The 26252-nt window shown below is 54.5% G+C and carries 16 protein-coding genes; 6 read left to right on the forward strand and 10 right to left on the reverse strand.

The window, feature by feature from the left end:
* Positions 1-6 precede the first annotated feature (6 nt).
* Genes QQ91_RS04050 through QQ91_RS04060 form a run of 3 tightly spaced genes read right to left on the reverse strand, consistent with a single transcriptional unit; the run spans position 7 to position 5236 of the window.
* Entirely contained in the window at positions 7-813 is an 807-nt protein-coding gene (locus QQ91_RS04050) for a phosphoadenosine phosphosulfate reductase domain-containing protein (protein ID WP_166280342.1), read from the reverse strand.
* Positions 810-4310, reverse strand: a complete 3501-nt coding sequence (locus tag QQ91_RS04055) for a hypothetical protein (protein WP_166280344.1) — start codon at positions 4308-4310, stop codon at positions 810-812. The genes QQ91_RS04050 and QQ91_RS04055 overlap by 4 nt, the downstream gene beginning before the upstream one ends.
* Positions 4307-5236 (reverse strand): DUF4007 family protein, encoded by a 930-nt coding sequence (locus tag QQ91_RS04060; RefSeq protein ID WP_166280346.1) that lies wholly within the window; start codon positions 5234-5236, stop codon positions 4307-4309. The genes QQ91_RS04055 and QQ91_RS04060 overlap by 4 nt, the downstream gene beginning before the upstream one ends.
* 817 nt (positions 5237-6053) lie before the next feature.
* Between QQ91_RS04060 and QQ91_RS04065 the strand changes: the two genes are divergently transcribed.
* Both QQ91_RS04065 and QQ91_RS04070 read left to right on the forward strand, forming a co-directional pair.
* Positions 6054-7652 carry a DNA phosphorothioation-associated putative methyltransferase gene (locus QQ91_RS04065; RefSeq protein WP_250833249.1) on the forward strand — a complete coding sequence of 533 codons (1599 nt, stop codon included), beginning with the start codon at positions 6054-6056 and terminating at the stop codon, positions 7650-7652.
* A 20-nt stretch (positions 7653-7672) separates the two neighbouring features.
* Positions 7673-9550 carry a GTPase family protein gene (locus QQ91_RS04070; protein ID WP_166280350.1) on the forward strand — a complete coding sequence of 626 codons (1878 nt, stop codon included), beginning with the start codon at positions 7673-7675 and terminating at the stop codon, positions 9548-9550.
* Positions 9551-9667: 117 nt separating this feature from the next.
* On the opposite strand, the gene QQ91_RS04075 is transcribed toward QQ91_RS04070, so the two are convergent.
* A complete protein-coding gene (locus QQ91_RS04075) occupies positions 9668-10123 on the reverse strand; it encodes a DUF2141 domain-containing protein (protein WP_166280352.1) in 456 nt (151 codons plus the stop codon).
* A gap of 434 nt (positions 10124-10557) precedes the next feature.
* Between QQ91_RS04075 and QQ91_RS04080 the strand changes: the two genes are divergently transcribed.
* On the forward strand, positions 10558-11691 hold the full coding sequence (locus QQ91_RS04080) for a tetratricopeptide repeat protein (protein WP_166280354.1): 1134 nt from the start codon (positions 10558-10560) through the stop codon (positions 11689-11691).
* A 58-nt stretch (positions 11692-11749) separates the two neighbouring features.
* On the opposite strand, the gene QQ91_RS04085 is transcribed toward QQ91_RS04080, so the two are convergent.
* Positions 11750-13303: a DUF8648 domain-containing protein gene (locus QQ91_RS04085; protein WP_250833250.1), complete on the reverse strand. Its 1554-nt coding sequence runs from the start codon at positions 13301-13303 to the stop codon at positions 11750-11752.
* 392 nt (positions 13304-13695) lie between these two features.
* Here QQ91_RS04085 and QQ91_RS04090 point away from each other — a divergent pair, with 392 nt between their 5' ends.
* Genes QQ91_RS04090 through QQ91_RS04100 form a run of 3 tightly spaced genes read left to right on the forward strand, consistent with a single transcriptional unit; the run spans position 13696 to position 15163 of the window.
* The gene (locus QQ91_RS04090) at positions 13696-14256 is read left to right on the forward strand and encodes a sigma-70 family RNA polymerase sigma factor (protein WP_166280356.1); all 561 of its coding nucleotides are present in this window, start codon (positions 13696-13698) and stop codon (positions 14254-14256) included.
* Entirely contained in the window at positions 14253-14708 is a 456-nt protein-coding gene (locus QQ91_RS04095) for a hypothetical protein (RefSeq protein WP_166280359.1), read from the forward strand. The genes QQ91_RS04090 and QQ91_RS04095 overlap by 4 nt, the downstream gene beginning before the upstream one ends.
* A complete protein-coding gene (locus QQ91_RS04100; RefSeq protein WP_166280361.1) occupies positions 14705-15163 on the forward strand; it encodes a Spy/CpxP family protein refolding chaperone in 459 nt (152 codons plus the stop codon). The genes QQ91_RS04095 and QQ91_RS04100 overlap by 4 nt, the downstream gene beginning before the upstream one ends.
* Here the strand turns inward: QQ91_RS04100 and QQ91_RS04105 are convergent.
* The 5 genes from QQ91_RS04105 to QQ91_RS04125 form a co-directional block, all read right to left on the reverse strand.
* Positions 15160-16743: a sensor histidine kinase gene (locus QQ91_RS04105; protein ID WP_250833251.1), complete on the reverse strand. Its 1584-nt coding sequence runs from the start codon at positions 16741-16743 to the stop codon at positions 15160-15162. The genes QQ91_RS04100 and QQ91_RS04105 overlap by 4 nt on opposite strands.
* A gap of 120 nt (positions 16744-16863) precedes the next feature.
* Positions 16864-19836, reverse strand: a complete 2973-nt coding sequence (pruA, locus tag QQ91_RS04110; RefSeq protein ID WP_166280365.1) for an L-glutamate gamma-semialdehyde dehydrogenase — start codon at positions 19834-19836, stop codon at positions 16864-16866.
* Positions 19837-20037: 201 nt separating this feature from the next.
* Positions 20038-23730 carry a WD40 domain-containing protein gene (locus QQ91_RS04115; protein WP_166280367.1) on the reverse strand — a complete coding sequence of 1231 codons (3693 nt, stop codon included), beginning with the start codon at positions 23728-23730 and terminating at the stop codon, positions 20038-20040.
* Between the two features lie 428 nt (positions 23731-24158).
* Complete coding sequence (locus tag QQ91_RS04120; protein ID WP_166280369.1) at positions 24159-24770, reverse strand: peroxiredoxin; 612 nt, start codon at positions 24768-24770, stop codon at positions 24159-24161.
* Positions 24771-24829: 59 nt separating this feature from the next.
* Positions 24830-26023 (reverse strand): NAD(P)/FAD-dependent oxidoreductase, encoded by a 1194-nt coding sequence (locus QQ91_RS04125; RefSeq protein WP_166280371.1) that lies wholly within the window; start codon positions 26021-26023, stop codon positions 24830-24832.
* Positions 26024-26252 lie beyond the last annotated feature (229 nt).

The raw sequence follows: 26252 nt of genomic DNA on the forward strand, positions 1-26252 counted from the left end.
TTATTCTTAAAGGTGGCAAGCTAAACATGGCAATGTTTCATCCTCATCATCTAAAACTTTTTCTAGTACATCTGAGAGGGATTGATTGGGCTTTTCCCTAGCTTGTCTTGCCATAGCTTTTTCATGGTCAGCAATAATTTGGTCTTTGCGTTCTAGTAACTCCAGTAGCGTTTCGCCCTGTGTCCAGGTATAAGTTCTGCCATCTCGATGATTTTGCTCGTATTCAACTGCCTTTTGGAAAAGGTCAGGATGCTCTTGTGCTAGCATGACCCACTCATATTTGCGCTGGAAGAAGCAAAAGTAGCAGCCCGATCGCGATCGCCAGCGGTAATAATCAGGCATGCCGATGCCACTTTCTTCAAGTAAACGGATGATATCAGCTTTGACGAAGCCGTGTTCTTTGAAGGGAAATTTAGCTGTAATAGTGGGTTTAGTCGAAATGTAGCCATCACGATTCTCGTCAGCACGGATGCCAATGTAGGTAATCACCTCATCATCCCCTACCCATTTCTCCAGGGGAATGATTTTCATCTGCTTGGTACACCACCGCATCTTAGGAGATGGTAAGACACCTCCATATACATCCAGCCAGTGATCAAAGCCTCGTTCTGCTTCGAGAAAATGAATTTTAATTCCAAGCCAATCTTCAATTCGCCCTAGATAGTCGTAAGTTTCCTTCAGTTCCTTATGGGTATCGCAGAAAAAGTACTCAATTCCTAGGTTAGGGTACTCCTGACGCATAAAAATAGCAAGGGCAGTGCTGTCCTTACCACCCGAGAGACCCAGAATGTGCCGGGTATTCTTCTTTTTCATGCTAACCGATCCCGTTTCCGTCTTGATTTTCCGAATTCATCTAATAAATTAACATTTTCTCGACTCAAGAGTCTTTTATTCAGCTTTGCCAAAAAAATCTTCTGAAGACGGGGATTGTTTTTTAATGCTGGCTTATTCAATACCTCCTCGGTAAGCTGATCGAATAATTCCTCATATTCTTCATCAATCCAAACAACTTCATGAACCTCCTGCCCATTTGGCTCCGTCACTGTAATTCGCAACGCTTCGAATCCTTTCCCCTGCCGTTTGATTTCAGCACGAAGCGCTTCTAAGTTCTCGAATCGACGAACCAAATCACTCAAAGAAATTTCAAATCGGCTAAAGTCCTCATCAATCCATCCCTTTGGATGCTTATCTGCCACAATTCTGACCAACGCCTCTAGCCAATCTCTATCCGATGACTCCTCTTCCACTGCTTTAGCGACAAAATGTCGCAGAATTGGATCGATGCACTGCCCAACTAGGTAACTGGCACGAACACGCAAATCCTCTCTTAAGCTAGCTTCCTTGCTGCGAATCCCAAATGCTTCATAAAGATGCTTTTGGCAATCGGTCAGCAAATTGTCATAAGCAGTTTGAATTTCATGGATGCATTGCACCAGTTTCTTCCGAAACGCTTTTGCCTCTTGCTCATTTTCCTCGCGACCCGTCGTTATCGGCTTCAATCCACAGGCCTCTGGCAGAGACACAAACAGCAAAGCATCGGGTTCCTGAGCCGTTTGTAACGCCTGTAAAACCTTTCTTGCTTCCGAACTCAGCCGTATTGTCGATTGGGTAAACTCCGGTAGTTGACGGACGAATCCAAATAGGGGCTTAGCAATTGCTAACAACGAGACATTCCGCAAGCCCGCAGGAGACTTGGCATTTGGAGACTTCAAAATGGCTTCTAGTTCCTTAAAGACCTGCGATCGTAGTCCCAATATTTCGAAGTATTTCACCGAGAACCGAGAGGGTTCTTTTACCAATAACTCAAAATGCTCTGGTCCCAAAACAGGAATGAATGTTCCCTCCTTATAAATGCCCACGTCATCGACACGGTATAACAGCACCGCTGCCAGCAAAATGGGGATAACCCCCTGCTTGACACCGTAAGGAGGCTTTGAAAGCCGATCGTATAATTTGTCTAGCGATCGCTGTTCATTCTTTGCATCAAGACAAAATGTCTCGATACAATTCCAGACTGTGTCAATTCCCGAACCAGTAACTGGCGGGCCAAACTCCCACCCATCGTCATTTTGTCTATGGATACCCGTACTCTCCAGGACTGAATAATATATGGCGACTTCAGGTCCATAACCCTTAAAATCTAGACGTTCCTGGTTACCACGCTCAATCATCGCCTCAATCACTAGTCGGCGCGCCTTTGCTGCCTGCGATGTGAGTTGTCGTCGATTGATTAATTCGTTGTCCAGAATTAAACATTGAGGATAAGTGAGATCACAGACCTCTGAAATGAGTGCTCTAAAAACTTTAATGTTAGGAACTGATTCTAATTTACCGCTTACCCAGTAATGATTTTGTGTATCTTGCCCAGCAAAAATATACTGCAGGGTCTCATCTAATAAACGTTCAGCTTCAAAGAGTCTTTGTTTGACCTCTCGTCGTGCCACTCCGTCAGAGTTAAGCTCTGGGGATTCCTTTTTGATTTTTCGGAGTGCATATAATTGTTGAACTCGACCATACAGCGTCTCTAGATTTTGTGGAGCCACTAAAATAAAGGGCTTACCATCCTTCGTTGTTTCTGGAATCACAGTGGGTTGAGTCATATCCATCCAATACGCCACCATGCCATCATGGCTTGAATCCGAACAGGTAATATCTTCCAATCTTCCTGTACTGTCAACGTATCGCTGCTCAAAAAGTCGTAGCGTTCCAGTCTGCAATAAATGACGCTGCGCTACGATTGGCTGCAAGGGATGCATTGTACTAAGTAAACTTGCCAATGTTTGGCGCGTCTCTTCAATTTTATTTTGAATTGCAAGTTCTACATCAAAGTCTGAACCTTGCCAGAGTCTCAACTCATCCAAGGCCCTGCGATAAGTGACCAGCCCTTTATCACGAAGGTTTTGAATGAGAGTTTGCCAATGCTTCAACTGTTTGAAATCCCTAGGACTATCGCACAGTGACAAAGCCACAAGCTCAGGCGTTGCACGCAGCGAACCTGTGGAACTTACTAAGTTTAAAATTCCAATTGACTTAAGAACCTTTAAAACATGGGGATCTTGATCTCGTGCCTCAAAAATTAAACGTTGTATTTCAACCCATCGCTGTAGATTAAAACGTGAAGCAATCCCTGCAACTGACTCAACAAAATAGTCATAAAAATGGTGTAGCTTGAAGGTTGGCAACGTGCGATCGCTGACGTCATTCCCTTTTAAGAAACTTTTAAAGGAATAAGGCTCATCACTAGTTAAAAAAGTAAATAGCGATCGATCATTTTGAGCATATTGTAGACACAATTGAGGCAAAGCTAGCGCTGTCAAGGGATGCAGTGGATACGTATCGCCGATGATGTCAGCAGAAACTTCATGCTCCGAATACAGATCCGGTAACACCTCATGCCAACTTTGCGCCAAACGCTCAACTCTCTTTAACAGTGAGACGGCTTGCGTTCTATTAATCACCCGTCCAATAAGACGTGTCATTTGGCTCGGAAGTTCTCGAAATGAGATATCCTCAAAGCGACCTTGAATCTTATTCCATTCTTGCTTCTCAACGGTAGCCAAACGTTCGCTGTAGCCATCAAAGGTTTGATGTAGCAAGCCGAGGAAAAAAACTGGGTAATTCCTAGACTGCTTTAGCTCTGCAATTTGCTGGAGCAAGTACAGATCTTGCTTACCCAGATTTTGAGCTGCAAATTCAAGATTCTTTCCAAGCTCGTCAATAATAAAGAAAATTGGTGCCTTAGCTTCTTCAACAAGTTCCTCAATCATGTTCAGGACTTGCTGATTCGTAACAGCACATTCCCCCGAATTAATTTCAACTTGCCAATCGGTTAACTGTCTGACTATGTTCGGCCGATTTCCCCTTTTCCAAAAGAGATCAGAACCAAAGGTTAATCCACGGATAATAGTCCAGTTTAGCGGTTCTCGTTGTCCTGTCGCGATTGCCCGGTATAAACCCTGTTCAGAAATAGCCTGGGATAAAACTTCGAAAAATGGATGATCATCGGAGAAAACACTCTTTGAAATATCAATTGCAATCTTACGATGCTGGGACTCTAACGGAGAAAGAAGGTTTGCCAGAAAATGAGCAAAAGCTGACTTCCCAGTGCCGTACACCCCAGTCAAAGTCCAAGCTCGATGTGCATCCAGATCGGAAAATGCCCTTACAATCCGATCCAAGGCTTCTGCAGAACGCTCAGTTAAGAGATAGCCATGCAAAGCATCGCGAGATTTTAGATCCCGTTCGAGGTTTACAGAGCGATAGTATCGGCGTTCAAGAGAGAAGAAATGAGCAAGCTTTTGCGATTTCATGCGGCATTTTCTCCCCAAGCATCATAGTAGTCATTCAGGATTTCTGTAGATAGCTTGACAGGGTCACGATCAAAACTAAACTGCAGGAGCCCGGCACTATCTTCAATTCCTACATTTAGGTTGCTTTTGCTTACGGACTCAATTGCGCCACAGATGGAACTCTCGGTAAGCTTAAATATCATTCCGGGACTGCCCACCTCATACAACAATCGAGAGACCGGAATGGACTTCGTTGTTTTAGAATGAAGGGCTGAATAACACAGACAGGCATGCACAATCACCTCAGCAGGCAACGAAGGCTTGTTACCAAGTCTAAATGCAAAGTGCTTCGAGTCGCCAGCAGAACTAATGAGGCCTAAATCCACGAATGGAGAATCTAGCGAGTCTTCGCTTACGGACGACCTTGCATCCTGGGTAACATACATCCTCAAGAGACAGTTAATATCTTTCTTCAGCGATGAGTCAGCAATTTTAATTGATGCCTGGTCTAAAAACTCACTTAGCCGATAAAACAAATCCTCGACCGTAAACTCATTCTGCTGAAAATAGTTAAACACAAAATGCCAAGCTGTTGCCAAGCAGGCAGGCTCCAAGAGCTTCCAGTGCAACAACCACAATGAGGCTGGATCCTCCAGATAGGGATCCCACCCATCCCAGCCCAGGAGCTGCTGCCCGAAGTCTGTCGGCTGATCATTTTCCAGAAGCTTGAAGGCTCCACACCAGTACCGGATTGAGCGAACCATGTTCTTCCCAACCCCAAGACGCACGGGCGCATCTTTACACAGAAAGATGGTGGGATCCTTAGATGCGCGATCAAACCCCTTCTTTAACCAACCGAATCTCGGATGGAACGTTTCATGCCTGGCAAAGACACTCTTCTTCGCCTGAGGCTGAAGATCTAACTTGAGGTTTCGCTGTTTAATCATACGATAGAAGATCGCTCGTACTATTTTATCTCACAAATTCACCTTTCTGACAACCCAGCCTACTTCAAAAGGACGGAGAATCTAAACAAATAAATTTGTTTCTCCGAAGGGAAATTTATTTATCACTCCGATATTTCATTCTTTGGGTTCCAGCCCTAGGCAATATAATTGCACATCCTTAGAATTTGTAACAGTTTTTAGCAAGGATGACTTGTTCCCCCAAGACCGCTGTTAGTATTGGTAGATATCATCCTGAAAATCCTAGGTGTTGCAACATTTAACATAAACGCTGAAGGGCTTATTAAAATCAGTGGATCTCTCGAGTGATTTTCGTCAAAAATTCTTAGAGGCTTGTCAATCCAGTCAAATTGGCAAAAAACTTCCTGGCTCCCTCTATGTTCACATTTCATCCCTACACGAATTACCAGAATTACTGCAAATCTCTCTGGAGGAGAATCGACCAAAATTAAAAAGCTTTTATTTTAACGTCATCAAATTTAATTATACAAAAGAATCAATTTCATACCTTCATTACAGAGACTTTAAGAGTTGTCCTCATCCGATTCTGGAAACAAGTATAAGCGTTAAATTTTTCTCGCAAGAGCAGAAATTAATTGATTATAAAAACAGCAAAAATCCACCTATCCTTCACCGGAAAGAGACTTTGCTTTCTCCTCAACATCCGCTTTACAAAAAGTTTTCTAATTTGTCTTGGCAAGAAGAACAAGAGGGATTGCTTGAGAAAGCTCATACTATTGGTACAAGACAAAGATGGATTCAGCGACTTGCCGCAAGAAGAATTGAGATCCATGATCATGTGTTAGCTTGTTCTCTAAAACTCAGCCCAACTGATTCTAGAGCGAACATCATTTCAGAACCAAAAATTGAACGTCATAAAGCTGCGATCGTTCGTCAAGACCTCTCCAAACCGGTGCGAATTGCCCTGGAAGCCCAGCTTTTTCAAGCAAATACGACCTTTTTTGACTATGGCTGTGGTCATGGCCGCGATGTCCAGCTAATTGCCAAACAGGGCTACCCAAGTTCCGGCTGGGATCCACACTATCAGCCCCAAGCCCCTAAAACCGCCGCAGATATTGTGAATTTAGGCTATATCCTCAACGTCATTGAAGATACCGCCGAACGCCGCCGCACCCTGCTGCAAGCCTGGGACTTAACCCAGCAAGTGCTCATCGTAGCCGCCCAAGTCATGATCCCAGATACCAACCAGGACTGGGTCGCCTACGGCGATGGGATTGTCACTAGCCGCAAAACCTTCCAAAAATACTACGAGCAAGATGAACTCAAACACTACATCGACCAGGTTTTAGGCGTCGATGCCATCCCCGTCGCTCCAGGTATTTTCTTTGTGTTCCGCGACGCAGTGCAAGCCCAAGCCTTCCGCGCCTCCCGATTTCGATCCCGCGCCACTGCGCCGCGAATTCGCCTGAGTGTAAGGCGTTTTGAAGACTACCAGGCGCAGCTGCAGCCCCTGATGGCCTTCTTTACCCAGCGGGGTCGCCTCCCGACCCCCCTTGAACTGGAGGCCGATTCCCTGGAACCCCTGCTCAAGACCTTTGGCTCCATCAAACGCGCCTTTCGTCTGGTTCTGCAGGCCACCGATCCCCAGGAATGGGAGGCGATCGCCGACAAACGCCGCAACGATCTGCTGGTATTCATTGCCCTGAGTCATTTCCATCGCCGCCCCAAGTTGAGTCAGCTTCCTGCCGAGGTCCAGCAAGATATTCGCAGCCTGTTCGGTAGCTACCAGCAGGCCTGTACCGCCGCCGATCTGATGCTCATGGCCCTGGGCCGTCTGGAAACAATCCAGCAATGCTGTGCCCAGAGCCCCATCGGTCACTCTCATCACCAGGCGCTCTGGGTGCATCACTCCGCCCTCGATCAGCTCGATCCTCTCCTGCGGCTTTACGAAGGCTGTGCCTCTCGCACCCTTGGGCGTCCGAGTGAGGCCACCGTAATTCAATTAAGCACTCGCACGCCCCGCATTACCTATCTGCACTATCCCAACTTTGACCGCGACCCCCATCCACCCCTGAAGATGGCCATGCAAATTGATCTGCAGAATCTGCAGGTGCGCTATCAGGACTATGATTTAGACCCCCGTCCCCCCCTTTTGCACGCCAAAGATCGCCTGGTCGCCCCGGACTACCCTCAGTTCCAAAAGTTTGCCCGGCTCACCCGTCAGGAAGAACAGTGGGGACTCCTGGATGACCCCACCGAGATCCGCGATCGCCGTCAGTGGGAGCAATGCCTCGCCGATCACTGCGCCACCTTTCGCGGCCATCGGCTTGTGCGCCGTCCAGATGCTGACCCGATCAAGCTAAAATTTTTGAAAGCTCAGGTGCGATGGCGCCAAACGGGTTCCCCAAACCACAGCCCACCCCATCACTCACAGTAACGTTAACGGAATCTGTACAGATGATTAAGCTGAACCCTTGGCAATGGGCAATCATCATTGCCCCCTTAGTTGGGGTGATCACATTTTTAGGCATTGCCGCGGGACTGCAAATTCACGCCTGGGGCCTGAATTGGATTTGGGCCATTATTGTGCTGCTGTTTGTGGGCTGGCGCTGGCTGGTGGTGACCTGGCTTCAGCCGCCCTCCGTTGAGACACCAGATCTCACCCCCCTGGCAGAGAACGAGGAGGACAGTCCTCCCTCGGATTTTCAGGCCGCGCAGGCCGAGGCCATTATTCAATCCGTGATCACCCAAGCCCGCGATGACGGTCTCCCCTGGGAGAATTGGCCCCTCTTTTTTCAACGCACCCAAACCCTGGTGGAAAAAATTGCCCAGGTGTATCACCCCAGCGTCAAACGGCCACTGCTCAATATCTATGTCCCCCAAGCCTACGGACTGCTGCGCGGAACGGTGGATGATGTGGATCGCTGGATGCATAAACTCTCACCCGTGCTGGGACGGGTCACGGTGGGTCAAGCCTACGAAGCCTATGAAACCTATCAGCGCTACGAACCGGCAGCCCGTCGTGCCCTGCAAGCCTGGCAGTGGTCCCAGTGGGTCTTTAATCCAGCCGTGGCCCTGACCCGTACCGCCACAGCCACCTATACCGATCAGGCCAACCAGCAGCTCATCGTCCACCTGGGGCAAATTATGCGAGACACCACCCTGCGGGCGCTGGGGGAACAGGCGATCGCCCTCTATAGCGGCGAAGAGGTTAAGGCGCTGACCTGGACAGAACCGGAGACGCTTCCTCCCCAGAAAACCCAACCGCTGCGCGATATTATCCAGCGATCCGTTCCAGAGGACACCGTGGCCAGCGCCCCAGTTCAGGTACTGCTGGCCGGGCGAACCGGAGCCGGGAAAAGCAGCCTAATTAATACGCTGTTTCGCCGCGACGTGGCCGCCGTGGACCTGCTGCCCAGCACAGATCGACTCCAGGCCTATCACTACCGCGCCCAGACCCAGGAAGAACTCATCCTTTGGGATGCACCGGGGTACGAGCAGGCTGACCAGGCCACCTATCGCCAGCAGGTACTCCAGCATGCTCAAGATTGCGACATGTTGCTGCTGGCAACCCCAGCCCTGGATCCCGCCCTGCAGATGGATATGGACTTTCTGCGGGAGGTGCAGCACCGCTGCCCAGATCTGCCCGTGATTGCCGTAGTCACCCAGGTGGATCGCCTGCGACCGTTGCGGGAATGGCAGCCGCCCTACGATTGGCGAGAAGGCGATCGCCCCAAGGAAAGGTCCATCCGTGAGGCGGTGATTTACCGCCAGGAAGTTCTCGCAGACCTGGTGGCGGTGGTATTGCCCTGCGTTACGGCCCAGTCCCCCTACGCCCCCTGGGGAATAGCCGAATTATCCACCAATCTATTGGACCTGATCGAACCCGCCAAGCAGACGCGCCTGGCACGATTTCTCCAGGATCGCGAAGCTCGGACCTTGGCCGCGGCCCGGATTATTGACCGATACCAGCAGCAGATGAGCACCCGCCAGGGGCTGACGGCCCTGCTGAAAAGCCCCATCCTCACCTTTCTATCCACCTTGATGACCGGATCGCCGCAGCTGGCCACCCTACTGGCGGCTCAACTTCCCCTGGAGCAGGCTCCGGTGGTGTTAGGACGCCTACAGTTAGCCTTCGACCTCCACAACCTTCTCGCCGACGAACCCACTCAATTGGATGACCTTCTGGCCATCTGGCCCCTGGCCCTGGATGCAGATCAGGCGGTGGACAAGGAAACCTGGGCGCTGGGACAAACCCTGGTGGAGTTTTGGCTCGGACAAATCCCCAGCGCCCAGCTTCAAGCGCGATACGCAGAATATCTCCAGGCCCCGTGACCCCCCGCCAAGGGGCAGACCCGCTAACGGAGAGGCGCTCTGGAGGCCCCTGAGACAGTCCAGGGTCAGCATTTCCAGGAAAAGGCGGTTGCAATCGATGCCTTGCAATCGATGCCTTTACAGTAAATGCTTCAGCTGAATTTGAATGGCATTGCGGGGACCTGCAACCAGGAAGGCCGCATCGCGGAAGCTAGGGGGGCCGGAGACAATGACTGGATTTTGCGAAAATCCAAATCCCTCCGTGGGAATTCCAAACTGATTTTTATTGAGTTGCCCATCCCCATTTCGGTCGTGGAAAACAGCCACTGCATAGGTCCCAGGATTTAAATTCCCAAAGGCGATCGCCGAATTGTTGGTATTGACCGGGAGACAGGTGGCTCGAATTGCACTTTCTGCATGGTTGGGAAAGCCCTGACTGCTAGAAAAGAGGCTGTAGCACATGCGCCCCTGGCTCGCTTTAAGGCCTTGGACCTGCACCGTCAGCCGGTTTGATCCTCCGTAGGCCGCTTGCATGGGGGCCTTGAGTACGGCGATGCAGGCAGCGCCTAGAAGTAAAAATCCAACTCGTTTCATAAAACACTCTCACGAACCACTGAAAAAAATGTCTGCTGAAAAAATGTCTGCGCGGGGGTGAGGTTGAATTGACGGGTCCCTGAAGACCCTGGCCACCCCCCTTCAACCGGTGGTTGAACGCGAGGCCACTCCTCTGTCCAGGGACTGAGTCTTCCCTTAAAAGTTCCGCGCAAAGCGTTCTCTCGCGAGGGGTCTGCCTGTTCTTAGCAGAGCAGTCTCTCGGCGGGAGCACATCTATCGCCGGTTAGGGGATGGAGAGGCGCCGCCAGACCTAGAGGTTAACCCCTGAGACGCATGTTTTCCCGAGGGAGGACGGATTAGGGTCAGGACCCATGTTCACGCGGCCAGAGTCAATGCTAGGTTGGTAGTCCAGGCAGCCCTTGGGCAGTCTGGAGACTCCCGACACTCAACTCCTGGCCTTTTCAAATCTATCCATGACGCCTAACTGTTTTGTCTGGGCCCGCTCTCGGTCCCTCGTCCTATCCTTACTGACCGGCACCCTGATGCTGGGGCTTGAGCGTCTGGAAGGGGTCCCCCCTCTGCTTGCCGCGCCCCTGGATAGCGCCCTGCCAGGGTTGGCAGCCCAGGGGGGAGAGGCCGATCAGTTGTTTCAGCAAGCGGGGAGGCACTATAAATCAGGAGATTATCCAGGGGCGATCGCCGCGCTGAATGGGGCCATTCAGGCCAATCCCGATTATGCCGAGGCCTACCTGGGCCGAGGCCTGGCCTTTGCTGCCCTGGGGCAATATGGGTCTGCCCTGGCGGATTTGGACTATGCCGTCAAGCTGGCCCCTAAAAATCCCCTGGCGCACTACCAGCGGGGCTACGTCCGCACCGCTAGCGGCGATCCGCTCACGGCCCTCCACGATTACAGCTCTGCGCTGTTTCTCAATCCCCACTACCAGGAGGCCTACTTGGGTCGAGCGGCAGCCAAGCTGGAGCTAAAAAATTATGTCGGCGCCATCGCAGACTACGACGAGGCCCTAGCCCGCAATCCCAAGGAAATCCCAGCCTATCTGGGACGGGGCAGCGCCCATTCGGAAATGGGCAACCACTCAGCTGCCATGGCGGATTTTAACCAGGCCGTCATGCTGGATCCCCAAAAGGCGACAAGCTATCTGCAGCGGGGAGTGGCCCGCTTGCAGATGAATGATCCCAACGGCGCCCTGATTGACTATTCCAAGGCCATTGACCTCGATCCCCAGCGACCTCATTTTTACTTCAATCGAGCCCTTGCCAAGGGGCAAGTGGGGGATTATCGCGGGGCTGTGGCGGACTATTCCCAAACCTTGACGCTGCTGCCCAGCGCCACGAAGGTTCATACTAACCGAGGCCTGGCGCGTCTGCAGCTGGGCGATCGCGCTGGAGCCCTGGCCGACTTTACGGAGGCGATTCAGCGCGATCCCTCCGATGCCGTGGCCTATGCCAGCCGGGGAGAGCTTCTAGCCCAGGCTGGCCAGCGAAAACAGGCCCTTCAAGACCTGGAGCGCGGGGCCACCCTCTTTCGCGCCCAAGGGAAACTCAGCCTGCATCAGCGGGCGATGCAGCTGATCACGCAACTGCGTTAACGCCTATGCGCGACCCAAGGGGGACGTGGGGACCCAGTCCACCGGGGACACAACGCCCCTAGAAGGGAGAGGGGCTGCGAATCTCCATTTCGATACTGGACATGGCCTGGAGGTAGGCCGGATCGTCCGCTTGAATCTCAAACTCATCGGCAGCATTCTCATCGAAGATGGCTTTGCGGGCCGTATCGGCAATCACCGCATTGGCCAGCAACTCCATTGATTCCGGCTTCTCTAAGTTGTTGAGCGCCCCGGAGTATTTGCGGCTGTGGGTAGGCCGAACCGATTCCTGACAATAATTCGAGAGCTCCCGACTTTCCGTCATCACCAAAAAGGCCGCGTCCTTGTCATCGGCATCGCCGCACAGAACCGTATAGAGCAAATTCACCATGGAGGCATCATGGCTCGGGATGCCATACTGCTCCCGAATCTGGGGCCAATAGCGGAGCGCCTTAACGCCCTCAAGGCCTCCCTTTTTAAGACCAGCCTCTTCGCACCATTCCTCGTACTCAACCATGCTATGGGGACAACGGCCTTGGGCACGCATCATTCTGGCTAACACCTGACCCGCCTGGAAGTTGCGGGTGGGTTTGCCCGACAGGGGCATCATCATGCTGCCCCGCACATCTGCAACCATCGCAGTCAACTGGGAAAAGGTGTGATCGCGGGCAATGGCGGCATCGCCGCCGCGATCAATCATCGCCTCAATCCCGGCTACCCCATAGCCCAGCTCCGTCAGGGGAATCGCTTGCTGATAGTAGAGGTTGTGGCGATCGCGCCGTCGCATGGAAACGGTGGCTGCCTGGTCCAAACATTGATCCAGAATGAGGGTGAGCAAGGTGGGCAAAATTCCCGAGTTGCCACAGTGATATTCATAGCCAAACCCCGCAAAAATCGACCCCATATTCTTGGCGGCCTTGATGTACTGCGCCTCCACATTGTGGACCCCCGGCGCAACCTGGATGTTCAGCGACAGCTTATCCAGAATAAACGCGCCCAACAGGGCCGTCAGGGCATTTGGGTGACAGAAGTTAGCGGTAAAGCTATCAAAGGGGTCACGGAGGGCATCGTGACGGTGAAACCCTGAAAAAAATGCCAGATTAGGATATTTTTCGCACAGAACATAGGAAGAATCCGTGACGGTATCGTGGTTGTAGGATCCTGCCAAACAGGCAAACACCACGCTTCTGCGCTTGAGTCGCTCGCGGAGGGCGCGCGCCTCGGCCAAATCCGCTTCGATGTAGTTACTGTTGGCGCTCAGGATGACCAGATCGCAAGTGCGGATCAGGTATTCCAGAGAATTCGACACCCGCTGATTGCCCTCTTCGTGATGGGCCATGCGGTGCATCTGATCCACATGCCCCGGATCCATGCCCCTAATCGCTTGCTCAGAAAACGCGCCCAGTAATTTCCGTCCCGGCCTGGGGGCCAGCAGCAGGGACTTCCCCCCCTCCTGCATGGCGGAGTTGTAGGCCAGGGAGGCCGGATAGAGGCCAATGCTGTAAAAGCCCACCTTAGCCCGAGAAAGCTCATGAATTCGTCGCTTCACATGGTCCTTATCCAAAGAGTCGTCAAAAAAGCTGTTGCGCATTCCTTTTCCACGATTAACAGTCATTCAACGAATCCATAAAACAGCAACCGGCGCTGGGTCAGCGCCAAGGCAATCACTCCAGTATTATACCGCCGCCCTTCCGGCAGAAATGTGCCTTGGGGCTGATGTCTACCCGAGTGCGCCCTTTAGCAGTGAACCCTCTGGTGATGGCGGGCGTCTAATGGGTATCGGGTTGGGATACAAGATTGAGAGGCATCTCCTCTATTAAGTTTTGAATGATTCTCCCTCCTACACTCCAGGATGAATGGAAAATAACCTGTGGTCCGCTCATTTCCCTGGCGGCCTCTGAGTCTGCATCTGAGAATCCAGAGGAACGCGCCGCACCCGGCTAAGCAGTGGTTTGGAGAATCTGTGAACACCATCACCGTGATCGTATTCTGGCGACTCCCTTCCCCATGAGAGAGTCTTCTGCACAGGACCGACGCTCCGACGCAGCGCTGATCCGCGCTTGTCAGCAGGGCGATCCGGAGGCCTTTCGCCATCTCTATCGCCGTCATCACAGCCTGGTGCGGGCCACGCTGTTTCATCTGTGTGATCCCAGTACCCTGGATGATTTGGTTCAGGAGGTTTTTCTGAAGGCTTGGCGGGGCATCAACACCATGCGCCAGGAGGCCAAGTTTTCCACCTGGCTCTATCGCATTGCCTACAATGTAGGGGCAGACTATCGGCGAAGCGTTGCCAAACACCTGTCAAAACAGGAAAAAGCCATGCACAGCGATGCAGCATCTGAGGCCCCAAACTGGCAAAGTCTGCACCATCAAGACCTGGTGCAGCGAGGGCTAGCGCACCTGAGACCCGAGCATGCGATGGTGCTCATTCTGAGCGATCTTGAGGAACTTTCTCAGACTGACATCGCCCAAACCTTAGAAATTCCCGTGGGAACCGTTAAATCTCGACTATTCCACGCCCGCGCCATCTTGCGCCGTTTTTTTGAACAGGAAGGTGTGTCCCTTTGAGTCATCCCCATCGTCCCTTTTCCGCTGATTTTTCCGAGGAGTCCCCCGTGGATCTCCAACTCAAGGCCTTTTTAAAGCGCCACCGTCCCCCTGTGCCGGACCCCGATCCGGGACTCGAAGATCGGCTGATGCAGCAGATTACCCAAGAGGCCGCCCATGCCTCGGCTCTGGATCGGAGGCGATCGCGTCAGCGCAGGAAAGGGGTGGCCCTTGGGGTGGGGCTGATTTTGATCGGCTGGGGACTCTGGCAACTCCGACAATGGACGGCCCCAGCCAACTATTCACTGGCAGCACTTTCAGACCTGGAAACCTTTATGCTCTCTAGCTGGGGACAGGTGGGAAATCCAGACGATCCGCTCGCAGACTGGGACTGGCTAGACTCTGCCTGGGAAGATGGCACGAGAGTGCCCCAGCGGCGGGCTCGCTTGGTTCATACTCCTCTAAACCCATGACTGTAACTCGACAACTCTGGCTGGTTTTCTCCCTGGTGGGCTGCGTGGCTGTTTCGGCGCTGATCCTGGGACCGGTCCCCAATGCCAAGCCTCAGGCGGAGGTCTTTTTGGGGCAGGTGGAGGATGGGGGACGCCTGCGCAATCGACCGCAGCGGCGGGAATTCCTGCGATCGCTCAACCTCTCCCGCAGTCAAATTCGGGAACTGCAGCAGATTCGACGAGACTACCAACCGAGAATGCGCAGCCAGCGGCAGCGCCTCTGGGAAGAGCGCGAAGCCTTTCGTCAACTGCTCTCCAGCAACGCTAGCAATGCGGCGGTGGAGGATCAGTTTGAGGTGGTGCAAACCCTGCGCCAGGATCTCGATCGCCTCCGGCTCGAAAGCGTCACGGCCATGCGATCAGTCCTCACACCTGCCCAGCGCCAAATCTTGGCAGATCAGCGGCGCCAACCCTAAGGGGTCAGGGCGATCCCCTCCAGGGCCGGCCAGGTGAAGCAAAAGCGACAGCCCCGTGGGGTCTGCGACTCCAGCCAAATCCGGCCCCCTTCGCTGGTGACAATTTTCTTGACCAGGGCGAGGCCAATACCGGTATTCTCTGCGGACTGATGATTTTCGAGGGTGCGAAAAATTTCAAAAACCTGATCCTGAAACCCAGGGGGAATCCCTGGACCATCATCCGCGATGGCAAACTGGTAGTGGGAACCCCGACAATCCACCTGAATCTGAATCCTGCCCTCCCCCTGGTCGTGGTGCTTTATGGCGTTGCCGACCAAGTTAGACATCACCTGAAACAGCAGCAGCCGTTTGGTCTGCAGGGTGGGTAAGTTGGGAGAAAGCTGGATCTCAAATCCCGGTGGCGGCGAGAGCGAATCTAGCACCTCTTCCACCAGCACTGCCATATCCACCGGTTCAAACCTCAGCTCCTCTCGACCGACCCGAGAATATTTCAGCAGTCCCTCAATCAGGCCATTCATGCGCTGGACCCGCTGTTGCATCAGCCGGAGCTGGTGCAGGTTTTCTGGGGCAAGGTTGGATCCGAGATCCTCGGCCAGCCACTCCGCCAGGTTTGCCACGCCCCGCAGCGGCGCTTTGAGGTCATGGGAGACAATGTATACAAACCGATCCAGTTCCTGATTGCGTTCCTGCAGGGCCTGCTCTGCCAGCTTCCGGGCGGTGATATCGCGGGAGACCGAGAGAATTTCGTCAAAACCGCTTTCTTGGCTGGAAATGGGCGCCACAATCACCTCCCACCATTTGGGCAGACCCTTTGCTGTGGCGCAAAACCCATCAAATTTTCCCACGCCTCCAGCGCAGGCCGTCGCAAAGGCTTCCTGCGCCGCGACGCGATCGCTCCCTTCCCAAAAATCCAGCCAGGGAACCCCGTAGGCTTGGGAATCAAAATCCTCAATTTCCATGAGCTGCTGCCCGCCGCTATTCATGTAAAGCAGGCGACCTTCCCCATCTAAAACCTTGATACAGTCCTGGTTACTTTCCAGGACGCGGCGCACAAATTCAAGCTGACGCCGCAGCTTCACTTCCTTCAGGCTTGGACTACTTTTTTTATCCTCCAGGGCTCGGTAAATCGAGCTCGGATCGGTTGTGGTGGCTGTCATGGGAAGGGCGGTCCCCAGCCACAGGGGTCTATCCTCTGCGTGGGCGTCGAGGGGCTCAATACTGATATTAAAAAACTGCGTGGTCCCTGACGAACTGCTCAGCTGAAGGGTCTGAGTCCATTTACGCTGGGGACTGCGCTCCAATTCCCAGCGCGCTCGCACCAAGGGCCGGTGCGTCTCGTCAATCCAGTTCCAAAATAGATGGGGTTGCAAAATCGCAACCTCATTGGCAGGGTCGATTTCAATGAATTCGCGCCAGGCTGGGTTGGTCAGCTGCAGATATCCGGCACTGTCCATCAGCCAGGCCGGATGGACAATATGATTCAGAAGCGACTGATATCCAGACATGGGGGATGGAAAAATAATAAGTTCAACCTGAGTTGCCATGCGCTCAGCCCTAGAACCCATGGCGTTAAACAGCATATAAACGGCTGCAGGCTGCTTGCCCACATTATAGGAGACAGGTTGACTGATTCATCTGCCTTTGGTTCAACAGAACCAATATCGCCCGATAGAGCCAGGGATCCATGGCCCGAAACCGGGTTAATCTGACTCTAGCGGCGCAAACCCCTGACGCTGAACATTTTCCGTGATGGTGCGCGGCTCAAGGAACTGGAGCACATAGTCGGGGCCACCGGCCTTGGATCCTACGCCGGAAAGCTTAAACCCCCCAAAGGGCTGCCGATTGACAATGGCGCCCGTGATGCTGCGGTTAATATACAGATTACCCACCTCAAACTCGGCTTGCGCTTGGGCAATATGGGAAGGCGATCGCGAGTAGAGTCCACCCGTCAGGGCAAAGCGAGTGCCGTTGGCTATCTCCAGCGCTGCAGCAAAATTTTGCGCCTGCATCACCGCCAGGATGGGGCCAAAGAATTCCTGCTGGGCCAGGACGGAACTGGGGTCCACTCCAGTGAAGAGGGTGGGACCCACATAATACCCGCGGGCGGGCGTCTCCATCGCCAGGGCCAGGGTGGCTTCTGCCGATCCTGCTGCAATGACAGCCTGAAGTCGCGCTTGGGCAGCGGCATCAATCACGGGACCGACCAAGGTATCGGGATGATCAGGGGGACCGACCACAAGGGAACGCGTGGCCTCAATTAGCCGTTCCAGGAAGCGATCATAGATGGGGGCCAGCACAATCACCCGCGAACAGGCGGAACATTTCTGACCGCTGTAGCCAAAGGCAGACTCAACCACCCCCTGCACCGCCTGGTCAAGATCAGCACTTTCATCGACAATAATGGCATTCTTACCGCCCATTTCTGCGATCACCCGCTTTAGATGCCGCTGATCCGGCTGGAGCTGAGCGGCCTGGGCATAGATTTGACAGCCCACCTCCTGGGATCCGGTAAAGGTGATCAGGTGAACATGGGGATTTTGCACCAGAGCCGATCCCACCTCGCTGCCGCGGCCCGGCAGGAACTGAAACACCCCCTGGGGAACGCCTGCCTCCACCAGCAGCTCGGTGAGCTTGGCGGCAATAACCGCAGACTGCTGAGAGGGCTTTAAAATAGTGCAGTTGCCGCTGACTAGGGCCGCCATGACCATTCCGGTGGGAATCGCCAAGGGAAAGTTCCAGGGAGAGAGCACCACCGCAATGCCGCGCGGCTGGTAATGATAGCGATTGGTTTCTCCGGGTAAGTCATAGGCTTGGCCCCGGTGGATCTGTTCCATCTGATGGGCATAGTAGCGACAAAAATCAATGGCCTCCACCACATCAGCATCGGACTCCCGCAGCGGCTTGCCAGTTTCCAGCAAAATCCAGGCCGCTAGATCGGCCTGACGGGCCTCCATGAGATCGGCCACCCGACGCAGCAGGGCGGCCCGATCCCCCACCGGGGTTCGTTTCCAGGCGGGGAAGGCTGATCGCGCCGCCGCAATGGCCGTGTCCACATCGGAGACCCCGCCCAACTGGATGCGGCCAATGATTTCCTCTGGGTTGGCGGGATTTTCCGAGTGAATATGCTCCGCAGTTTCGATCCATTGGCCATTAATGAGCGGACGATAGGTTTGGCCCAGCTGTTGGCGCACCGATTTCAGGGCCTGCTGCGCAAGGTCACGCGCGCGCCTTTGGCTGTAGTCCTGGGGGGGGGCATTTTGAAACTCGCCCTGGGGCGCAGGCGGTGGGGCCGGAGAGTGGGGCTGGGGCGGGGCAAGCAGGGTTGCTTCCGATGCCTCGCCCACACTCTGCACCAAAAATGAGGAATTGGCGGTATTTTCCAGCAGGCGTCGAATCAAGTAGGCCATGCCAGGAATCAGCTCTCCGTAGGGCGTATAGACGCGCACGCGAAAGCCTTCCTGGGCCTGGGCCAGGGCCAGCTTATCCGCCATACCGTAGAGCACCTGAAGCTCAAGACGGCGCGGCGGAATGTTCAGGGCCTGGGCAATGGCGATCGCATGGGCCTGGGATCGAACATTGTGGCTCCCAATGGCGGCGTTGAGAACCTCGTGGTTTTCGAGCAGGAGTTGGGTCAGACGCTCGAAATTGGCATCGGTGGCGGCCTTATCCTGGAAGACCGGCACGGGCCACTGATGCTGAAGGGCGCGAATGGTTTCCTGATCCCAGTAGGCCCCCTTAATCAGCCGCACCGTCACCGGCGTGCCCCGTTGTTTAGCCCAGTCAATCCAGCGGCGCAAATCCGCTTCACTCTCCTGGAGGTAAGCCTGTAGGGTCACCCCAATATCCTCCCGCTGGCGGAACTCCTCCTCCATCAGCAAATCCTGCAAAATCTCATTGGTCAGGTCCTTGTAAAGGTACTGCTCCATGTCAACGTGAATAGCAGCGCCCAGATCCTTGGCCCGACGCAGCAGGATACGCAGGCGATCGCAAACCTGCCGTTGACTGCCAGCGGTATCCAGGGGGTCAAACTGGGAGTAAAAGGCCGAGAGCTTCACCGAGAGCTGAACTCGGGGCAGATCCTCCCCCTCCGCCTGATCAATGGCTGGCACCTTTGACCAGGACTGGGCAGCCTGGGCCAAGGCCTCCAGCGTGTCCAGATAGCGCTGGAGATAGTTTTGGGCTTCGGCTTCGGAGATGACGGCTTCTCCCAGCAAATCCATGGTGAAGGCTAACTTCTGGCCGCGTAAACGCTCAATGGTTTTAAGAACCTGGGACAAATTTTCTCCCGCAATATATTTGCGGGCCAGGGCCGAAACAGCGGTGGTGAAGGTGGTGGCTGCAATCTGTCCGGGCAGGGAATCAGGTTGGGTAAAGCTCAACAGGCCTTTGAGGGCCTCGGGCAGCTCAACGCTTTCGTCCACCAGATATTCCCGCAAATGATCGGCAATTTCGGCCTTGCTGCCCAGGGAGGGCAGGCAGTCAATTAGCCGAAAGAGCTGCACCCTTAACCCCGGATTTTCCATGGTCCAGGCCAACATGCGGTCTTCCCAGCGCATTTGGTCACGCATCTGGGCAAAAAAGTTCTTTTGGGTGCGGGTGGCTTTCAAAAGCCGCCGCCCAATATCCTGCGTTGCCGCCTCGTAGGGGTTAGACTGAACTGCGGAAGCAACCATGATTCTTTCTCCTCAAGGGGCTGTGGTATCCCCATTTTGCCCTGAATTTGAAGCCAGCCGCATAAATTTCCCGGCTAGATCCAGGGGGAATGATAGGCGCAAACTTCTCCTGGAACTGTGGCGAAATGAACGAAGCGGCCTGCTTTCTCGATCCCCTCCCGGGCCCTCCGGCGGTGGCCCATGGCCGTGGGGCTCGTGAGGCTAGGGAATGGCACCCAGGCTTGTCAGCGTTGTCCTTTGGGCGGCGGTGAGCCCCTGTGCACCGGTTAATTGCATCCCCTCATAGGGCAAAATTTCTCGCAGGGAGTGTAGGCAATGGCCCGTGTCCACATCCCACACCTTGATGGTGCCCTCCTGGGATGCGCTGATGATCTGGCCATTTTGCCTGAACACCAGAGCCCAGAGGGCAGAGTCGTGACCATAGAGCGTTCGCAGCAATGCTCCCGACCCTGAGTCCCAAAGCCGAAGGGTCCCATCGTTGCCGCCGGTTGCAATCAGCGATCCGCTGCGACTGTAGGCCACAGACCAGATCGTATCTCGATGGCCCCTTAAGGTCTGCAGGCAATCCCCCGTCTTTAAGGACCAGATTTTGGCGGTGCCATCCCCACTGCCGCTGACCAGCTGCCTGCCCGTGGGACTAACGGCCAGCGCCAGGACAGCACTGGTATGGCCCTCCAGGGTTGTCAACCAGGTTTGAGACTGCACTTCCCAAAGAGTGATCCTTGCGTCCTGGTGACCACTGGCCAGGATCTGATCATCGGGACTGAGCACCACAGCCCAAACTGGCCCCGGATGGAGGAGGGTGCCCAGGTCTGCGCCCGAGTGTAGATCCCACAGTCGCACCGTATGATCCTCGCTGCCGCTTACCATGAAGGTGTCATTCTGACTCAGGGCCAGCGAGAGGACAAGGTTGCGATGTCCCAAATAGGTGCGATCAACCTGCCCTGTCTCCAAATTCCAGCGCTGGATGCTATGGTCGTGGCTGCCACTCAGCAGCGATCGCCCCCCGTGGGTAAAGGCCAGCGACCACACCCCGCTAGAGTGGCCCCTTAGCTTCTGCAAATATCCGTAGCTTTGCCCATCCCAAAGATGAAGCTGACCGCTGTCGCCGGCACTGGCCAGACGAGTTTCATCGGGGCTCAGGGCGATCGCCTTCAGTCCCGTACTGTATCCTTGCAGGGTGTGAAGGGCTTGGCCGCTGTGACTGTTCCAAAGTTTAACGGTAGGGTCATGGCCTCCGCTGACCAGCAGCGGCTGGGTGGGATGAAAGGCCAAGGCCGAAACCCCATGGGGATGTCCCCGAAGGGTACGCAGACAGTGGCCGGTCTGGCTATCCCAGAGGCGAATCGTACAGTCCTGGCTGCCCGTGGCCAGAATCGGCCCCAGACCTTGGATCGGCGCCCCCCTGACCTCAGGAGGTTCAAAGGTTAAACAGAGAATGGCTTGGTCATGGCCGCGTAGCTGCTGCAGACAGGTTCCGCTGGCAAGGTCCCAAAACTCGACCCGGCAGTCAAGGCTACCGGTGACCACAACCTGCCCATCGGGGCTAAAGGCCAGCGATCGAACCCGTCGCTGCAGATCGGCGGGGATTAAACGGCGGGCCGTGCCGGTGGCCAGGTCCCACAGCGTCACCGAATCCGCTGGATCAGCACTGGCACTGGCCAACCTCTTACCATCGGGACTGAAGGCCAGGGACCAAACCGAACCACGATGCCCGCGCAAAACCTGGAGGCAGTCCCCCGTGTCCTGGTTCCAGATCCGAATGGTCCCATCGTCGCCAGAGCTGGCAATGATCTTGGACGCGGGGGCACAGGCCACGCTCCAAATCCAACCGGTGTGGCCCACCAGGGTTTTCAAACAGAAGCCTGTTTCTAAATCCCAAAGCTTCAGAGTTTTGTCGAAGCTGCCGCTGATCAGTCGCTGGCTTTCGGAGCAAAAGGTGACCGCACTGACCCAGTTCTGATGGCCCTGGCACAGGAGCCACTCTTGATAGTTTTGGAGACCGCTATTCTGGACACTGCTATTTTGAACACTGCCGGGTTGGACGCACCAGACCCGCACACTATTATCAGCCTGGCCCAGGGCAAAGAAGCGTCCATTCGGACTAAAGCTCACCGATCGAGTGGTGCTCAAGACAGTGCTAAAGCAAGATCTGGATAAATCGGTGTGGCTAAAATTCATGCGATGCAGGGAAATCCCCACCAGATCGGCCTGCCAAACCGATAAACAGGAGCAATCGAGATCGTGCAAGGTTCCCTGGTGTAAGCGCAGCAAATTCAGTAGGTTGCCGCAGGCATAGCCTGGCTGCTGGGGAATCTCCTGGCGCAAGCGCCCCAGGAAGGCCTGGAGGTGTTCACTCAGGGCTTGGGGAGACTCGAAATAATCCTGGAGTTGATCGAGCAAGGGCTTGAGGATAAACCGCTGCTGAGCCCGACGAATGGAGTCCTGGGTCTGGAGGTTCAGCAGAGCGTAGGTTTGCATCGAGGCATACTGCAATTGCAGCAGCTCATCGGCCAGGTTGTGGAGGAAGCGATGGGTTACGTATTCCATCACCACGGGCTGCAGGGAGATCTGCTGCACCGACCGATCCAGTAAACCGCTGCGGCTCAAGGACTGGACGGCCTCCGGCAGCTGTCGCAGAACATGGGTGCGCCAGACATCCTGATTGAGCTGACGGAGGGTAATCGGTTCCCGATGCAGGGCTAACCAATACATCACCTGGCGCTCCACGGTGGAAAGCCGACTAAATTGGCGCCCCAGGAGATCGCCAACATCCTGGAACTGGAGCAGACCGCGATTTAGGAAGGGAACCACAATGCTCAGATCGCCTTCGCACAAATCCACCACGGCAGCAGCCACAATTTTTAGGGCCAGAGGATTGCCGCCATAGTGATCTAGAATTTGCTGCAAGCAGTCCCGGTCAAGCGACTGAATCCCCCGAGCTTGAAATATTTGCTTCCCATCCTGCACAGAGAGTCCCGGAAGCGTGAGCACTCGTGTGGTCCCATGCCCCTCGTCCCGCGGGTCAAAGCCCAGGGGCTTTTCTCGGCTAGTGATCACCAGACAGCTCTGATGACGGGTCGCAGCCACCTGTTGAAATAAGATTTCATAGTCTTCATAGCCCACTGCGTAGGATTCAGCCTCGCGATCGCGGCCCCGAATGGCTTCCAGGTTATCGAGAATAATCAGACAGCGGTGTCCTCGCAGCCCCTCTAGAAATTGATCCCTCTGCAGCTGCGAGGAGGCCGCCGCTGGTAGTTGCAGCCCCACCAAGTCAAAAAAGTCCGCCAAAATTTCCGTCAGCCGGGGGGCATTGCGAAGCGATCGCCAGAGAATGACGTCAAACTGCCCTTGAACCTGTTTCGCCAGCTTCACTAACAGCGTTGTCTTCCCAATGCCCCCCATCCCCAGCAGCGCAATCAGTCGACAATGCTGAACCCATTGGTGTAACTGCCTCAACTCCTCTTCTCGACCGTAGAAGATCGGGCTCTCCACCGCCTCGCCCCAATCCATCCGAAGTGGGCCAGAACGCCCTTGATCCTCCCTGGAAACGTGATCACCCATCGGCGGGAGGGGGGAGGGAACCAAACTGGCAGTCTGGGGACCCTGGGGAGAGGCGATCGCCTTAGCGGCCTGCCAGTGGCGCCTGAGGATTGATTCACAGTTTTTTTTGTTAATTTTCTCGCCAAGGGCCACCGATAGTAGTTGCCAAAGTTTTGGACCCACATCCTGGCGAAGGTATTGCCCCGTGTAGTCATTTTCCTCGGCCATGCGGTCATAGCTTTTCTGGTTCAGCGACTCCCGCAGCACTAGCACATCAATATCGCGCAGATGCCTCTGAGTTTTGGCATAAACCTCGGCATCAACAAGAACGACCAGCTCATCAAAATTCAAAGTTTGTTCCGCGCAGGATGAATAGGGATTATGTTTTCTGTGGGATCTAGATTACCGAATTCATCCGGCCAAATCCGATCAATATTTCCATCCTTTGATATTCCTCTGCCGCTGGAAACCCAGTTCCTGGGTCCAAGAACCGATCAGAGCCAGAATATCGCGGGAACACATCCCCTCATCCCCTTCAGACCCCGCCTCCACTCCAGGAATGATCATGGCCCAAGATCTAGCCCCAGGAATGATCAGGCGTTGCATAACCAGAGTCTGCACCCTCCAGCTCTGCACCATCCAGCGTTTGCACCACCGAGCGTCTGCACCCTCCAGCGTGATACAAAGGCGATACAAACGCGACACAAAACCCGACTGGACAAAAAAGGGTGAGCGAGGCTCACCCTTTCAGATTGCAGCAATCACCGGTTAAGGCGCGCCTAACCGACGGTTTCAAAATACGCTTTAGACTTCACGGGGTCTGGGTTCATGGTTTTTTCACCTGGCTTCCAGCCCGCCGGGCAGACTTCATCGGGATGGGACTGCACATGCTGGATAGCCTGAAGGGTTCGCAGGGTTTCGTCCACGTTACGACCAAAGGCCAGGTTGTTAATGGTGGCATGTTGAACCAGTCCCTCTCGATCAATGATAAACAGACCGCGCAGGGCAACCCCCGCTTCGGGATCGAGAACGTTATAGGCGGCGCTAATCTCTTTTTTGATGTCAGACACAAGGGGATAGTTCAAATCACCCACGCCCCCAGCCTTGCGATCGGTTTGGCACCAGGCCAGGTGCGAAAATTCGCTGTCCACCGACACCCCGAGGACTTCCGTATTGAGACCTTTAAACTCTTCGTAGCGATCGCTAAAGGCGATGATTTCCGTCGGACAGACGAAGGTGAAGTCCAGGGGATAGAAGAAGAGAACAACGTACTTGCTGCCCTTGTAGTCTGACAGTTTAACGGTCTTAAACTCCTGGTCATAGACCGCCGTGGCTGAAAAGTCAGGGGCAGCTTGACCGACTCGTAAACATCCACTCTCAGGGGTGGTCATGGGGTAATCTCCAGCAATTTCTTCACAATCGGCAACATTTTTTCAATATATCATGGGGTCTACGACTGGGAATATGTCTGCTGAAATGGCTTGAGCATCCACTCTAGTCCCACGTTGATCTGATGTTCCAGGGTGGGAAAGCGCATTAAATAGACCAGTCGACGAGCCACACTGGCGAGGGGGCCTTCCAGGGTAACCCCCAACCCCGCCAGGGCGGCCTCATCCACTCCCAGGGTGAGCATTTCCCCCAGGTGGGAATAGTGGAATGGCAAGAGCGATCGCCCGGTGAGGGAGGCCCAAATGTTATAGGCTGCATAGTCTGCGGCTTGGAAAGCGGCCTGGGCCGTACTGGGAATCGCCTGCCCCTGGGCATCAACCCCGGTGGCCAGATCGCCCAGGGCAAATACATCGTGGTGGCCCTGCACCTGGAGAGTCGCAGTGGTGAGAATTTGGCCGCCTTCGGTCTTAGGCACCGCCAGGGCAGCAACCACCCCAGGAATGGTATTTCCCACGGTCCAGAGCACTAACTGGGTGGCCAGATCTTCCGAGATGCCCCCCTGCTCCAGGGTGATGGCCTGGGCCTTGACCTGAACAACGCGGGTATTGAGTCGCTGGATCACGTGCCGTTGGGCCAGGGCCTTTTCCGCTGCCTTCCGATTGGCCGCCGCCGCTGATTTGAGCAAGGAGTCGTTGCGGTCAATCAGGGTCACCTGGCCGCGATGGCCGAGTCGGTCTGCCAGCTTACAGGACAGCTCAACCCCGCTTGGCCCCGCCCCGACCACGGCCACCTGGACGGGGGCTGGGGGATGGTGATCTAGATCCTGCAGGCGAGATTTCAGGGCTTCGGCATCGGCAAGGGAGTGAAAGGTCAAGGCATGTTCGGCAGCACCGGGAACCGTGGACAGCGGCGTTTCACCCCCCAGGGCAAGCACCAGGCGATCGCAACTGAGCACTTGCCCCCCAGAGACCCTCACCTGCTTGAGCCGCGGATCAATGGTGGTCACAGTGCCCTGAATAAACTGCACCGGAGAATGGGCCAGGATTTGCTGGTAGGTCGGCGCCACTTCCCAAAGATGCATCTCGCCGGTAATGAGTTCGTAGAGAAAGGGAAGAAAGACAAACCGCTCGTTTTGATCCACCAAGGTAATCTGCGGCCTATTGTCCTTAGGCCAGGGGTATTTTGCAAGCTTTAGGGCGGTATAGAGGCCCCCAAACCCTCCGCCGAGGATTCCGATTTGTTGCACAGTTGCCATCCGCTTCACCCTAGTTGGTTATTACTTTCATTGCTATTTTTCACAGTTTAACGTGAGGGGAAAGGCCAGAGGGGGCGAGCCTGGACGGCTACCGCGCAGGGAGCGAGATTGCCCCTGACAGATATATCGCAGGCGGGAAAACTCGCTCCTTGGGTCCCCTGAATACCATGCTCCCTGTCACCGCGCCCCATGGATACGCCTTTGCGCCCATCGCCCCTTGCTATACAAT

It is taken from the genome of Lyngbya confervoides BDU141951 (assembly GCF_000817775.3).
Taxonomy (GTDB): domain Bacteria; phylum Cyanobacteriota; class Cyanobacteriia; order Thermosynechococcales; family Thermosynechococcaceae; genus Lyngbya; species Lyngbya confervoides.

Excerpts from the sequence above, each read along its gene's own strand:
- pruA (WP_166280365.1), bottom strand. The coding sequence starts at position 19,836 with ATGGTTGCTTCCGCAGTTCAGTCTAACCCCTACGAGGCGGCAACGCAG.
- QQ91_RS04070 (WP_166280350.1), top strand. The coding sequence starts at position 7,673 with ATGATTAAGCTGAACCCTTGGCAATGGGCAATCATCATTGCCCCCTTA.
- QQ91_RS04075 (WP_166280352.1), bottom strand. The coding sequence starts at position 10,123 with ATGAAACGAGTTGGATTTTTACTTCTAGGCGCTGCCTGCATCGCCGTA.
- QQ91_RS04090 (WP_166280356.1), top strand. The coding sequence starts at position 13,696 with ATGAGAGAGTCTTCTGCACAGGACCGACGCTCCGACGCAGCGCTGATC.
- QQ91_RS04060 (WP_166280346.1), bottom strand. The coding sequence starts at position 5,236 with ATGATTAAACAGCGAAACCTCAAGTTAGATCTTCAGCCTCAGGCGAAG.
- QQ91_RS04120 (WP_166280369.1), bottom strand. The coding sequence starts at position 24,770 with ATGACCACCCCTGAGAGTGGATGTTTACGAGTCGGTCAAGCTGCCCCT.
- QQ91_RS04085 (WP_250833250.1), bottom strand. The coding sequence starts at position 13,303 with ATGACTGTTAATCGTGGAAAAGGAATGCGCAACAGCTTTTTTGACGAC.
- QQ91_RS04125 (WP_166280371.1), bottom strand. The coding sequence starts at position 26,023 with ATGGCAACTGTGCAACAAATCGGAATCCTCGGCGGAGGGTTTGGGGGC.
- QQ91_RS04080 (WP_166280354.1), top strand. The coding sequence starts at position 10,558 with ATGACGCCTAACTGTTTTGTCTGGGCCCGCTCTCGGTCCCTCGTCCTA.
- QQ91_RS04105 (WP_250833251.1), bottom strand. The coding sequence starts at position 16,743 with ATGCTGTTTAACGCCATGGGTTCTAGGGCTGAGCGCATGGCAACTCAG.
- QQ91_RS04100 (WP_166280361.1), top strand. The coding sequence starts at position 14,705 with ATGACTGTAACTCGACAACTCTGGCTGGTTTTCTCCCTGGTGGGCTGC.
- QQ91_RS04050 (WP_166280342.1), bottom strand. The coding sequence starts at position 813 with ATGAAAAAGAAGAATACCCGGCACATTCTGGGTCTCTCGGGTGGTAAG.
- QQ91_RS04055 (WP_166280344.1), bottom strand. The coding sequence starts at position 4,310 with ATGAAATCGCAAAAGCTTGCTCATTTCTTCTCTCTTGAACGCCGATAC.